Annotated in this window: 14 protein-coding genes; 6 read left to right on the top strand and 8 right to left on the bottom strand. The window is 42.6% G+C overall.

The genetic code is table 11. From position 1 onward, the window contains the following. Positions 1-177: 177 nt before the first annotated feature. A complete protein-coding gene (locus tag J2755_RS07185; RefSeq protein WP_209681337.1) occupies positions 178-1,494 on the bottom strand; it encodes a homocitrate synthase/isopropylmalate synthase family protein in 1,317 nt (438 codons plus the stop codon). A gap of 254 nt (positions 1,495-1,748) precedes the next feature. Here J2755_RS07185 and J2755_RS07180 point away from each other — a divergent pair, with 254 nt between their 5' ends. After that, positions 1,749-2,252, top strand: a complete 504-nt coding sequence (locus J2755_RS07180; protein WP_209681335.1) for an amino acid-binding protein — start codon at positions 1,749-1,751, stop codon at positions 2,250-2,252. 1 nt (position 2,253) lies between these two features. Here J2755_RS07180 and J2755_RS07175 read toward each other — a convergent pair whose 3' ends face one another. The 3 genes from J2755_RS07175 to J2755_RS07165 are packed head-to-tail and all read right to left on the bottom strand — an operon-like array spanning position 2,254 to position 5,396. After that, on the bottom strand, positions 2,254-3,450 hold the full coding sequence (locus tag J2755_RS07175; protein ID WP_209681333.1) for an NAD(P)/FAD-dependent oxidoreductase: 1,197 nt from the start codon (positions 3,448-3,450) through the stop codon (positions 2,254-2,256). Between the two features lie 9 nt (positions 3,451-3,459). Continuing rightward, a complete protein-coding gene (aroA, locus tag J2755_RS07170) occupies positions 3,460-4,743 on the bottom strand; it encodes a 3-phosphoshikimate 1-carboxyvinyltransferase (protein ID WP_209681331.1) in 1,284 nt (427 codons plus the stop codon). A 2-nt stretch (positions 4,744-4,745) separates the two neighbouring features. Next, positions 4,746-5,396 (bottom strand): thymidylate synthase, encoded by a 651-nt coding sequence (locus J2755_RS07165; RefSeq protein WP_209681329.1) that lies wholly within the window; start codon positions 5,394-5,396, stop codon positions 4,746-4,748. A 164-nt stretch (positions 5,397-5,560) separates the two neighbouring features. Between J2755_RS07165 and J2755_RS07160 the strand changes: the two genes are divergently transcribed. Beyond that, positions 5,561-5,992, top strand: a complete 432-nt coding sequence (locus tag J2755_RS07160; protein ID WP_209681327.1) for a DUF488 domain-containing protein — start codon at positions 5,561-5,563, stop codon at positions 5,990-5,992. A 1-nt stretch (position 5,993) separates the two neighbouring features. Here J2755_RS07160 and htpX read toward each other — a convergent pair whose 3' ends face one another. The 4 genes from htpX to J2755_RS07145 form a co-directional block, all read right to left on the bottom strand. After that, positions 5,994-6,842 carry a zinc metalloprotease HtpX gene (gene htpX, locus J2755_RS07155; protein ID WP_209681325.1) on the bottom strand — a complete coding sequence of 283 codons (849 nt, stop codon included), beginning with the start codon at positions 6,840-6,842 and terminating at the stop codon, positions 5,994-5,996. Between the two features lie 94 nt (positions 6,843-6,936). After that, positions 6,937-7,068 (bottom strand): hypothetical protein, encoded by a 132-nt coding sequence (locus J2755_RS11460; RefSeq protein ID WP_280954385.1) that lies wholly within the window; start codon positions 7,066-7,068, stop codon positions 6,937-6,939. Positions 7,069-7,139: 71 nt separating this feature from the next. Continuing rightward, a complete protein-coding gene (locus J2755_RS07150) occupies positions 7,140-7,412 on the bottom strand; it encodes a hypothetical protein (RefSeq protein ID WP_209681323.1) in 273 nt (90 codons plus the stop codon). A gap of 5 nt (positions 7,413-7,417) precedes the next feature. Beyond that, positions 7,418-8,908, bottom strand: coding sequence for a hypothetical protein (locus J2755_RS07145; RefSeq protein WP_209681321.1), 1,491 nt, complete (start codon positions 8,906-8,908; stop codon positions 7,418-7,420). Positions 8,909-9,177: 269 nt separating this feature from the next. Here J2755_RS07145 and J2755_RS07140 point away from each other — a divergent pair, with 269 nt between their 5' ends. From J2755_RS07140 to J2755_RS07125, 4 genes are all read left to right on the top strand, one after another. After that, positions 9,178-9,981, top strand: a complete 804-nt coding sequence (locus J2755_RS07140; protein ID WP_209681319.1) for a helix-turn-helix transcriptional regulator — start codon at positions 9,178-9,180, stop codon at positions 9,979-9,981. Between the two features lie 84 nt (positions 9,982-10,065). Then, entirely contained in the window at positions 10,066-10,566 is a 501-nt protein-coding gene (locus J2755_RS07135; protein ID WP_209681317.1) for an amino acid-binding protein, read from the top strand. Between the two features lie 8 nt (positions 10,567-10,574). Next, positions 10,575-11,573: a homoserine dehydrogenase gene (locus J2755_RS07130; protein WP_209681315.1), complete on the top strand. Its 999-nt coding sequence runs from the start codon at positions 10,575-10,577 to the stop codon at positions 11,571-11,573. 14 nt (positions 11,574-11,587) lie between these two features. Next, positions 11,588-13,273 (top strand): ATP-dependent DNA ligase, encoded by a 1,686-nt coding sequence (locus tag J2755_RS07125; RefSeq protein ID WP_209681474.1) that lies wholly within the window; start codon positions 11,588-11,590, stop codon positions 13,271-13,273. Positions 13,274-13,275: the final 2 nt, after the last annotated feature.

The raw sequence follows: 13,275 nt of genomic DNA, 5'->3' as shown, positions 1-13,275 counted from the left end.
ATTGTGGAAACAAAAGTAAAGCCCCGGTTTCGGCCGGGGCTTTTTAGTGTCTAAACCGAGAAGGAAAGTATTAACATACGACCTCAGCGGCAGTGTTAAACTCAGCGAATAAAAGATGCTATTGCACTCAAAATTTAAAAAAAATATATTATAAGGCGATAATCGCCTTATAACTCTTCACTTTCCAAGTGGTTTTCGGGGAATTGCTTCACCTGAGTAAGTCGGTTCCCTGCTCATATTCTTTTGTATGACAGGCTCAAACAGGAAGTATTTTTCCACATAGCCCTGAATTTCCTCATCTGAGATACAGGAGACACGTTTCTCTTTGTTGTAGAGCTTCTGTATGTCTTTTTGGATAGATTTCAGGCGAGGATCTGTTTTTTCAACGGATATCTGGACACCAATGAGTTCCTTAAGTGTTTCCTGAACCTTATACCTGATAACTTCAATTCCAGAGGAATCGCCAACAAGGAAAATCCTTTTTCCACCAACTATTTCAGGAGGATATGGTTCATAGGTAAATGGATTTTTGATAGCACCAGCAGCATGAATGCCCGATTCATGAGCAAACACGTTTGATCCTACCACGGATTTATTACGAGGTATACGAATTCCAATTTCTTTTTGCATGAAATTGGCAAAATCAGAGATGGCTTCAATATTGTACTTGTCAAACCCTTCAACCCTGCGACAGAGGAAGAGAAGCAGTTTTTCCATCTCGGCATTCCCGGCACGCTCTCCTATGCCCAAAAATGTAACGTTGGACCAGTTGGCACCGTGCCAGTAGCCGGCAAGGGAATTGGGTACAGCTAACCCGAAATCGTCGTGACAATGGGTTTCAATGTTCTTCACACCAATGTTATCCTTCAGGTATTTTACCATCGATGGGAAACCATAGGGTTCGTCAACACCGTCAAATGGAACACCATAACCAATGGTATCACAAATGCGAATCGTGCATTCTGGATCGATTTCCATTATTTTCTCGATCAGGGGATAAACAAAACCGTAATTGTCGGCACGGGTCATATCCTCAACATGTGCACGCGTCCGTAAGCCATGATCAACAGCATACTGGAGAGCATTAAGGTATTTCTCTTCTGCAGCCTCTCTGTTGGGAAGACCCATTTTTTCCAGTATGTGAACATCAGAAACGGACATTAGAATACCGGTTTCGTTTAAACCGTCCATGTTGAGAACCAGATCAATGTCTTCGGTTTTCGCACGTGCCCAACCTGTTACCTCAGGGAATTCATAACCTCTGTCAAGCATGAGATTGATAGCTTTTTGATCTCTTTCGTTATATACGAAAGCCTCAAGCTTTTCGATACCTATCTCATGCAGGTAATCATAAATAGTTAGTTTATGCCCGCTTTTTAACACAATTCCGGGCATCTGCGCACCATCACGGATGGTACTGTCACTGATAGAAACTTCCTGGCCATGTGGAAGTTTTATCATGGGCAGATCATCATAATCCTTGTATACCTTCACAAAAATACCTCCTTTCTCTGCAGATGCTTTTTAATTCTTTTGAGGGGGTTGTTGAATTAAAATCGTTAGATTAGATAGTGCAATAATCTTATCAAAAAGCATCTTTTAATCGTTATGTCTTTCATAAAAAGGCCTTAATCCATAAATGTGTTTCTTTTTGATCTGAAATAAGCTTATATGAAAGAACACGGCAAACGCTTTCTTCTATTTTTTAACCTTAACTTCTATATACAGGAAAATGTAAGTTGAATGATATGTGGCAAATTCTACTTCAAAAGTTCGAAAAACATCCTGCCCAGCAAAAAGTGTTGAGAATACTTTTTGAAAGAGGATTTCAGGTAAACAATGATGGAAAAGTAGTTTCAGGCAGTATTGAAATCGCTCACACACAACTTGCAAGGGAAGCAGGTGTTGACAGACGTGTTGTCGATGCCACAACAGACACCATCCTTGCTGATGAATTGCTCAAAAACATCTTCCAGAATGTTCGTTCAATCCCCTTCCTGAGAGACGTAGCACCACAACTTGGTCTTGGCGTTCTTATTATCACCCCTGACGATGCAGCAAATGTGGGGATTCTTGCCGACGTCTCGAGAGTTGTCTCTGAAAACGGACTCAGTATTCGTCAGGCAGTCTCTGATGACCCTTATTTCACCGATGAAGCTCGTCTTACAATCATCACCGACTCAAAAATACCTGGGGGAGTAGTTGACAAAATTCTGGAAATTAATAGTGTAAAAGGCGTGAGCATCTACTGACTCAAAATGCTGATTTTACAAAACCTTTGAGTAAACCTGCCACATGCCTGGAATTTAATGGATTAAGGAATTTTTTCAGCAGGATTGAAGGGTGATCCATATCACCATATTCTTCTATGAGGTCAAGAAGTTGAGGCTTATTCAGTGAATTAAGCAGTTCATCCCACTGGGAATCGGAAAGCTTTGCTGCAAAATTATGGGCTTTCATGCCCATTTTCAATTCTTTCTCCAATAAGCTTCTCCACTCCCTGTCATATGCAGAAAGCCGGGAAGATGAATTATCCCCCTCCAATGCAGCCCCGGCAGCCACTTTACCGGCTATTTTCGCACATACTGCTCCGGGATAAATACCTCCCCCGGAAGTTGGTTTTACCTGTCCTGCAGCATCACCGCATACAATAACACCATCTGAAACTGTGGTAGAGGGTAAACCAAGTGGTATTGAACCAATCACGAAATCCATGGAACCAATTGCAATCCTTCCGTATTTGTTTTCGAGAACTGAGAGGAATTTATCAAAATAATTCCTAACAGATTCATCTTGATTTTCAATCGCCATACCCACCCTGCATACGCCTTCTGAAACCGGGACAACCCATGCGAAGAAACCCGGAGCCACTGAACCAGGGAATAACTCAACAAAGTCCGTTTTCTGTGGTTTTATTTTCATTTCAAACTGAATTCCAGGGAGAAGCCTGTCAGAAGATGGAATACCTGCTAATCGAGATATTTGGGATCTGGGGCCATCTGCAGCAATTACAACCTTTGCTTTGAATTCTGCAATGTCGCTTCCCTGAGTTACAAAAAGTGTATTTATTCCATTTTCCAAAACCAAATTGTGAACATGGGATTTCAGGAAAATATCCACTCCCAGATTTGCAGCCATTTCCGCAAGCTTCCTGTCGAATATTTTTCTCAAAACAACATAGGCACGTGTATCCCTGCCATCAATCGATACACAGGTGCCATTCGGCGCATGAACAAAGGAACCACGAACACTATTGACTACAAAAGAGGGATCCGGGGAAATATCGCATTCCCGTAGAGCTTTCACACTTAAGAGCCCGGTACAACCAACCGGAGAACCTATGGAGGAATGCTCTTCGAATAATGCAACTTTTGCACCATGTATGGCCGCGTATCTGGCAGCAATAGAACCGACAGGTCCACCACCAATCACAGCCACATCATAAATCATAGATATACCTTATTCCTGACTCACCAATACATTAGCACCAATTGAGCGCATATCATCAAAGAAATTTGGATAGGAGATGAATATGGATTCAGCAGTATCAATTGTCGTATCCCCTGCAACTAAACCGGCTACAGTCAGAGCCATAACTATCCTGTGATCGTCCCAGCCATGCACATCTGCACCTTTGAGCTCTCCACCCTTTATGATGAGCCTATCCTGCTCCTCAGTAATTTTAATACCCATTTTTGTTAGCTCGACAGCCATTGCATGCAAACGATCGGTTTCCTTGAATCGGACATGCTCTGCGTTCTCAATGATGGTTTCACCTTCCGCAACTGCCGCAAGGACAGCAATTGTTGGTACCAGATCCGGTGTTGAAGCAGCATCCACACGGATGCCTTTCAATTCACCGCCCCTTACTGAAACAAGTCCATTCTCTTTGTCCCAGTCAACCTTTGCACCCATTTCCTGCAAAATTTCAATAATTCTGGAATCACCCTGTTTGGATGGGAATAAGTTCTTTACAGTCACACTGGAATCCGTAACTGCAGCTGCAGCCAGCAAGTAGGAAGCAGAAGAAAAATCAGCAGGAACAAGATAATTCTCAAGATTATAGTGCTGTTTTGCAGGCATTATGAATTTCACATTATGCTGATCATCTTCAAAGATTTCAGCTCCTGCCTTTTCAAGAACCTCAAGGGTCATATCCACATATGGGCGTGATTTGAGTTCACCTTTAATCGAAAGAGTAGTACTCTTGTTTGTAAGCGGACAGGCAATCAGAAGTGCGGATATAAACTGGGAACTGATAGAACCATCTATTTTTACAATCGCGCCGTTTATCCCCCCACGAACAACAAGCGGAGCACATCCATTATTGCGTGTGGAATATACATCGACACTGAGTTCTTTTAGGACATCAAGTAAAGGGCCATTCGGCCTGGTTCGCAGGGAACTGTCTCCTGTAAGGATAGTTACGCCATCTGCAAGGGCAGATATTGCAGTCATGAAACGCAACGTTGTGCCGGAATTGCGCACATCAATCACATCATCCGGAACCTTTGGAGAACCGTTGACACCTTCTATCAAAAGGGAATCTTTTTCACGGGTTATTTTCGCACCAATCATTTCACATGCATGAAGGGTAGCTTCGGTATCTGCCGATAACAGGGGACGTTCAACAACACATTTTTTTGAAAGGGAGCCTATTGCTATTGCTCTATGAGTATAACTTTTTGAAGGTGGGGCAAAGACCTCACCATAAACTTCCGAAACGTCAACTGACACTTTCATAATCAGATCTCCGTCACTATTTTTTCAATTTTGTCCCAATCATGTTCATATACATGGGCAGATACGCTGATAGTCGTAATCGTTCCTGGTTCGTAGCCGCTCTCATCAGCAACATATTTCAGTAATCGTGAAAGCCCATAAAGATTGGCAGGGTAGGCTCCTGCAAAATCATGGCTTCGGAAAAGAGTTGTGAGATGGACTTTCCCGTCTCTTACCTTGAAATCATCAAGGATCATACAAGGAACTTCATCAACCTCTGTATCAACATAAGGAATCCAGGTAACGGCAGTGGCCCTGCGGGTACTCTGGCTTGATTTAAGTTTTCTTATTGCATAGTCAATTTGATCTACCTGATTATCCCAATTGCGTAATCGCTGACCATAAGTATACTCAAAATCCTGGGAATTCTCACCTGTTATCAGCTGTTTGGCATATTCATCAAGTCTTTCCTTGTTCCACGCAATATCAGCAGGAATTTCATCTTTATAGGGATCCTTGATGGTTACCATCAGGTTCATAAATTCCTTTATTTTGCTCCCTCTTTCATCGGTGATTACCTTACCGTGATTCCAGATGATATTCAATCCTCTGTACCAGGCATCGGTAATTGTATTCGCACGGACAATTCGCCCAATAGGTGTTTCCTGCCCCATGGAGATTCCTCAATTTTTAAAGAGAATTACCGGTTCTAAGTATTAAGATATTTCCTAAAAAACGATTGGTGGATATAATGCAAATCGTCATTCGAAAATTAGGAAACTAAATATAGAGAGAGTTGGATAAAATCAGTATAAATTTCTGAAGGATTACGGATAGCATGATTTGCCATACGATTGGATATGGAAACCGGAGTTTTGAGGATTTTTTCAAATTGCTTTGCAAACATGAAATATCACATGTTATTGACGTACGCAGCTACCCTCATTCAGAAAGAGAAGAATTCAATGCTGAATATCTTATGGCAGAACTCCCAAAAAGGGAATTAAAGTACACTTCCTGCCCTCATCTAGGCGGCATTCGCAAAATTCCGTACCATAAATATATGGAATCAAAGGATTTTGAAAAAGCGATTTCTTTGCTGTATTCAATGATCGAAAAAGAAAATCAAGAGAATGCAGGAATTGCCTTAATGTGTGCTGAGAAAAACCCGAGGAATTGCCATCGGCATTTTATAGCACAAGAACTGGAAAAAAGAGGAGTCCGGATGATTCATATTACTGAACCGGGCCAGACATCACTCGAATTTTAACTTACATTTGGTTTAGCCTGTTGATACGTTCCTCGGTAGATGGATGTGTCCTGAAAAGGTTCATCAGAGCACTTCCCTTGAGAGGATTGACAATGAACATATGTGCAGTACTCTCAGAGGCTTTCACATCGGAGGGGCGTTCCCGGTAATTGGCCGAACCGGATTCCAGTTTTGAAAGAGCGTTTGCAAGAGCCCATGGTTTATGAGAAATACGGGCACCTTCAGCATCGGCTGCAAATTCACGGGATCTGGATATTGCAAGCCGGATTATGGTTGCTGCAAGTGGTGCAATTATGGCCAGTGCGATGAAACCGACAATGTTGTTGTCACCGTCTCGGCCACCTATTCCTCCGAAAATTGCTGCCCAGCGAGCCCATATTGCTACCATGGTAATGACACCTGCAATTGTTGCTGCAACTGCGCTTATCAGAGTATCACGGTTTTTTACATGAGCCAGTTCATGGGCAAGCACGCCTTCAAGCTCATCCTCTGTAAGAATGTTTAAAATCCCTGTTGTAACTGCTACTGCCGCATGTTCAGGGTTCCTGCCTGTTGCAAATGCGTTGGGCATTGATGTCTGGACAATATAGACCCTAGGCATTGGAAGTCCTGCAACATGTGCAAGGTTGCGAACAACGCGATAGATTTGAGGAGCTTCAGCTTCAGTAACCTCTTTCGCGTGGTACATCTTAAGGACAATCTTATCACTATACCAGTAGGTACCAAAATTCATCAGGAGAGCAAAAGCAAAAGCTATTACCATCCCGCCGGTACCCCAGTAAGAACCAATGATCACCAGCAGACCTGTAAGTGCTGCCAGCAATACGGTGGTTTTTAGCATATTTTGCATGATTTACCTCATAGTATCAACGATACATGAAATACTAAATTAATTCATGAAATAAGGTTTTGTAATTCTACATAAGTGTTTTGCCCATTTATACTTAGCGTACACCAATGAGACCCACAAAAAGAAGAGCCAGCATGAACAATACGACGATTGCAAAAATAATCATCATTGTCCCTGTTTTGTGCTGAGCATCGCTATTATCCAGAAAATCCCTGAAGCTGGTCATACCATTTCACCAAACTAGAGTTTTTCTGCAAGATATTTATATTTATCCGGTGAAGAAAAAAGGAGGAGGACTTAAAAGTCCTCCACAGTTACATCCGTCCCATTTTCCAGATCCTCCAACATTGCCTCAAGCTCTGCAAGATCCTGTTCAAGTGAATCAACTTCTTCATCCGTTAATGCTACTCCTTCTTCAGCAAGCACTTCATCCGCGTAATCGGATGCGGAGCTTTCAGAAGACACATCTTCAGTTGATTCGCCGGTAGTTCCTTCGTCCCCTCCAATACAGCCGGAAACAAAAATCATGCAGACCAGTAACCCAAGTAAAATATAGCGATTCCGTGCCAAATTACTCACTCCATATCCTCTGTTTCGTTTCCGTCTGAGTCATCTTCATCCCCTTCATCTTCGTCGTCTTCATCGTCCTCGCCATCTTCATCATCTTCAAACAGATCGTCATCCTCGGTTTCATTTTCCATTTCATCCTCGTACTCAGACTCATCTTCCTCTTCGTCATCTTCATCAATGTCGTCGTCATCTGAGGAATTTGCCCACTTAAGGCTCTGGGATGAAACATCGTCTCCCTCAACGTCATAAGTTCCTTCACCTGAGAGAAGGACGCTTCCACTGCCCTCACCCTCAATGGAGATGTCAAATCCATGGACAACAACTGTCAGTCTTGATCCTGATATGGAAGCGTCTCCGGTGAAGTTATGGTATACCTGTGCAGGAGTACCCTGTCCACGTGATTCTCCACCATTGAAAAGATCGTATGCTCCATCCACTTCAATTGTTGCATCACCTGCAAGGTCTTTAATCACAAGAGTTGCATTCGTGGCAGAAATCTCGATATCCATGTTTCCGGATAGTACTGCAGTTCCATTTCCTTCAGCATTCACATTTCCGGAGCCACCAAGTTTAGCATATCCGGGACGGTGATCTTTGATTTCGTCAAGAAGATCCCGAAGAACCATGTTGGCTTCTTTTATGCTGTTTATGGCAAGTTGTACATATGCCGCAGCTTCGGTTGTATCGCTCTGGTAATTGTCTCTGGCAAGATCGAGATATTCACTTGCATCTGCGACAAGAGAATTGTATTCTTCAAGCAACTCCTCAGCTTCAGAAGTGTCTACACCGCTTTCGTTGAGTCTTGTGATTTCAGCACTCAGACGTTCTGATGTCCGATCAGCTTTCACAATGTACTGTTCAAGGCCCTGTACAAGATGGACAGCCCTTGATAAATTGATATCCTTATGCGCTTCCCTCCATGTTTCACGCACGGATTTTGCAATGTCAGCAAGATCTTTTCTATCCTCTGCCTCGTCGAGATCCTCTTTTGCTTCTTCAAGGTCTGCGATATATCCTTCCAGAAGAGAAATCTGATCTTCATCACCATCATTGTCTTCAAGAACCGTTTTTGTTTCGTTCAGGTTGCTAATCATGTAATCAATGGTTGTGTTCAGATAATCCTTAGAAATATTGAAAAGATCCTCTTCTGTCGCACTTCCATTATTGAACATTGTCTTTGCCCTGTTCAGTTCATTCCTTGCTATCTGGTAATCATTTTTGATCTGTTTTGAATACTGGATGCGATCCCTGTCCTGAACCATGGAGCCGTTCATCAAGGCAAGTCCCGATGCGTTCTCAGCACGGATTTGATTAGCATTAACCTGCCTGTTTTCCGCCTGGGCAGGAGCAGGTTTTAATTTCTTATCATTCCCATTGTGGCAATTTGAGCAATCTTCCGAAGAATCCGGATACGCAAATGCTACAGATGGGACCACCGCAGTCAGCACTATAAATGCTGACAAAAATGCGAATAATTTTGTTGTTTTTGAGTTCATTTGTCAAACCTCCCTTATAGATAGAGAATCAATATTAACTACCCAGAGTAAGAAGGGTTTGGATATAAGTATTCTTTTTAATGGATATATTTGTTACAATTTTTGAAGCTTTAATTAGCAATTATTGGACTATTGAAGCTTTATAATCGACTTAATAGTCATATAGACATTCAATTACCCATTTGTTTAATAAAAATCTTTATTTACCGCTTCGAATCCTTCATGAAAAAATGATATATGCTTTGGATATCATTTAAAATGCGGTAATAATGGTTTCCTTAAAAGTCGTTGTAATATCCCTGTTGATGCTAACCGCACTTACGCCAACCATGGCAAGTAGTACAGCGACAGTACATGGAGCTGTATATGAATGGTATAGTTTTGAATTGCTTGACGATGCAATTATTGAGATAAACTCAACACCTCCTCAGACTATTGTCGCAAAATATGGCATTTATTCATTGGACCTCGACAATGGGACTTACAAAATTTCTGCGTACTATTATGAAGGGGAAAATCTGGAGTCATCAACCGAGGAAATAATTACAATAGATGGTGACGGGGACTATGTTGTTGACCTTCTGCTCCAACCTGTTTATGAAAATCCGTTTGAAGAAACAGATAATGAAAACCTAACTGCTTCAATTGAAGAAGAAACCGGATTTTTGGCAGAGGAAACTGAAAATTCCAACTACTTGTATGCGATTCTGATTCTTATCCTGTTATCTGCATTTGTTGCATACGGCGTTTACAGAAAGAAAAAAGAAGCAGATACAAAGCAAGCCAGCGTTGGAAAAGAAACAGTTATTCCAAATGCATTTCCCGAAGCTGAATTTATGGAGACTGCTCCCAACGACTCAAAATCCCCAAACGAGGAAAAGGACTTGCCTGAAGACCTCAAGAAAATAATTGATATTATCAAGTCCAATGGCGGAAGAATTACGCAGAAAGAACTTCGCCAGAAAGTTGATTATTCTGAAGCAAAAGTCAGTCTTATGATTGCAGATCTTGAGAATCGTGGACTTGTACAAAAGTTCAAAAAGGGAAGAGGAAACATCATTGTCCTCTCCTGAAGGCAAATACCAAAACGTATAACTGCTTTTGTGCCTTAGTGATACGAAATCCATTATTTTTTATGAAATCGCACGAGGGAAGGTATGAGAGTTTCAATGGACATTGAGCTAAAGGATACGCCCGGACAACTCCTTAATGCTCTTCAACCTATATCAGAGTTAAAAGGTAATCTGAAATCTATAGTGCATCACCACGAAAAACACACACCCAGGGGAACCATACCCGTTCAACTTGTTTTTGAAGCAGAGCCCAGCAACCTTGAGAAAATTATTAAGAGACTTGAGGAAAACGGAATCGGCGTCATTCGTGTTGATGAAGAACGAATGATGGAACACGGCGCCGTTTTGCTAATTGGGCACATTGTCCACACCGACATACAGGACACAATCGAGAGCATTGATGAAACAGGATATGCAGAAGTTGTGGATATTTCCCTTTCAATGCCACATATAGATACAACCTCATCCGCATCCCTCAAAATCGATGCATTGGGAAGGCAAGAACTGTACAATGCAATAGAACTTCTGAAAAACATAGCCAGCAAGAAAGATTTGCTGGTTATCGAACCTATACAACTTACCTGAGGACCCACATGAAAATAATACGAGCATCAATCATCGGATTTGGTTCGGTTGGAAGGGGAGTTGCTAAAACCCTGTTGCTAAAAAAAGAAGAAATCAGGAAAGCAGGGTTTGAAATAAAGGTTATCGGAATTGCCGACTCCAGAAGCGGTATTGTCGACACTGATGGACTGGATCTTGAAGAAATCCTGAAGCGGAAAGCAGATACAGGAAGGGTTTCCGAAGAGAACCTGTCAGGAATTGATATTATTGAGAATGTTGACCATGAGCTTGTGATTGAAACTACACCTTCTGACATCGACACCGGTGGTGTCGGGCTGGAAAACATGCGCATGGCTTTCAGTAAGGGCAGGGATGTCGTAACATCAAATAAGGGGCCTCTTGCCCTCAAATTCTGTGAACTTACCGATTACGCAAAGGAAAATGGCTCTAAATTCCGTTATGAAGCAACTGTAGGGGGGGCCATGCCTATACTAAATCTTGTTCGTGAAACCCTTGCAGGAAATGAAATCAAGAGTATCCAGGGAATTCTCAACGGAACCTGCAATTACATCCTGAGCCGGATGATGGAAGAAAAGGCTCCTTATGAACAAATGCTCGCCGAGGCACAGGAACTGGGAATTGCGGAAACTGATCCAACTTATGATGTTGAGGGAATTGATGCAGCATCCAAACTTGTAATCATTGCTAACAGCGTCTTTGGTATGGACGTAAATTATCACGACGTTGATGTCACAGGGATTACGAAGATTACTCCGGAAGCACTTATGCTCGCCCATGACGAAGGATATGCAGTGAGACTCATCGGGGAAGTGAAAGAAGGAACCCTGAAAACATCACCGAGACTCGTGCCACTGGACCACCCCCTGGCAGTCGGAGGAACACGAAACGTAGCATACATACAAACTGATCTGTCAGGAGACGTTACTGTAAGCGGGCTTGGAGCAGGTTCTATTGAGACTGCAAGTGCAATCCTGAGTGACATCATATCACTCTACAGGGAACGATAAACCGGGGTGATTTTCTGACTCTTTTCCGCTACTTTGCAGAAATGTGCGAAAAAATAGAGAGTATCCCCGGATCTCTTGAAATGACAGATGTTGTTTCCGGAATGCTGCAGGAAATAGAGGAAGATGAACTCCCTGTTGTTACTAATTTTGTAATGGGAGCTGTTTTTCCCCCATGGAGCACAAAGCTGCTTGGAATAGGAAGTCGTACGCTTTATACCGCGCTTGCGAAATCCGCAGGAACTTCGGAAAAGGAAATTGAGGACATAATCAGGAAGACCGGGGATATCGGGGAAACTGCTGTTGAAGCCCTGAAACAGGACTCTTCAACCCAGCTTACTTTTGATTCCTATATTGAGGAGGAAAAAGAACTCACGATTCTCGAAGTGTACGAAAGATTGAACCATATGGCAAATTCCTCCGGGAAAAATTCACAGGCTACAAAAGTCAAGAATCTGCAATACCTGTTTAATGCGACAAGTGCTGTTGAGGCAAGGTATCTCTCAAGACTCGTCGTTGAAGAAATGCGAATAGGAGTGGGAGAAGGAATTGTAAGGGACGCAATTTCCAGGGCTTTTGATGTGCCTGTAGATATGGTTGAACGTGCCTTTATGTTAACCAATGATCTTGGTATTGTTGCCATGGCTGCCAAGCATGGAGGGAAAGAGGAAGTTGCGAAACTTGATCTCCAGCTAAACAGGCCGATAAAAATGATGCTGGCACAGATAACCCCCAGCGTTGAAAGTGCCATAAATGATCTGGGAAAGATTGCAGTTGAATGGAAATTTGACGGAGCAAGGGTCCAAATCCACAAAAACGGAGACAAAATAAGAATATTTTCCCGCAGGCTTGAAGATGTTACGTCTTCATTGCCGGACATTGTAGCAGCTGTGAAAGATCAGGTAAAATCTGAAACTGTTATTCTCGACGGAGAAGCTGTTGCAGTTGATGAAAATGGCCGGCCCCGCGCATTCCAGGACATACTGAAGCGTTTCAGGCGGAAGTATGACGTGGAAATAGCGGTCAAATCAATCCCTCTGACTCTCAACCTTTTTGATATCCTTTACCTTAATGGGGAAAGCCTGCTGGATATGTCCCTCCGGGACAGAAGAGAATTGCTAACCGGGTGCGTTGACAATGACTACCGCATCCATGTCGACAGCCAGGTAATTACTGATGATGAAACTGAAATCCAGCGTATTTACGAGGAAGCCCTGAATGCGGGTCATGAGGGCATCATGCTGAAAAACCCGGATGCTCCATATTCACCGGGCAAACGGGGAAAGAACTGGCTCAAGAAAAAACCGATTATGGAAACCCTTGATCTGGTTGTAATCGGTGCCGAATGGGGTTACGGAAGACGTGCAAACCTCATAGGATCATATGCATTGGCTGCTTTTGAACCGGAAAGCGGGAAATTTTTACCAATTGGAAAAGTTGCAACCGGCTTTACCGATGAGAAACTTGCCGAGCTTACCGATATGTTTAAAGATCTTATTGTAATGGAATCCGGAACACAGATAGAGGTCCGTCCCGAAATCGTTTTTGAAATTGCATTTGAGGAAATCCAGAAAAGTTCCAATTATGAATCCGGTTATGCGCTTCGGTTCCCCAGACTTGTGGGAGTCAGGGAAGATAAATCCCCTGAGGAAGCAGAAACTCTTGAACGTATTTCCCAGATTTACAAATCACAATGGGAATGAAA

Origin of the sequence: Methanohalophilus levihalophilus, assembly GCF_017874375.1 — an archaeon.
In the GTDB taxonomy this organism is placed as follows: Archaea; Halobacteriota; Methanosarcinia; order Methanosarcinales; family Methanosarcinaceae; genus Methanohalophilus; species Methanohalophilus levihalophilus.
Note: the sequence above shows the minus strand (reverse complement) of the source record. Positions and strands in the feature narration are given on the sequence as shown.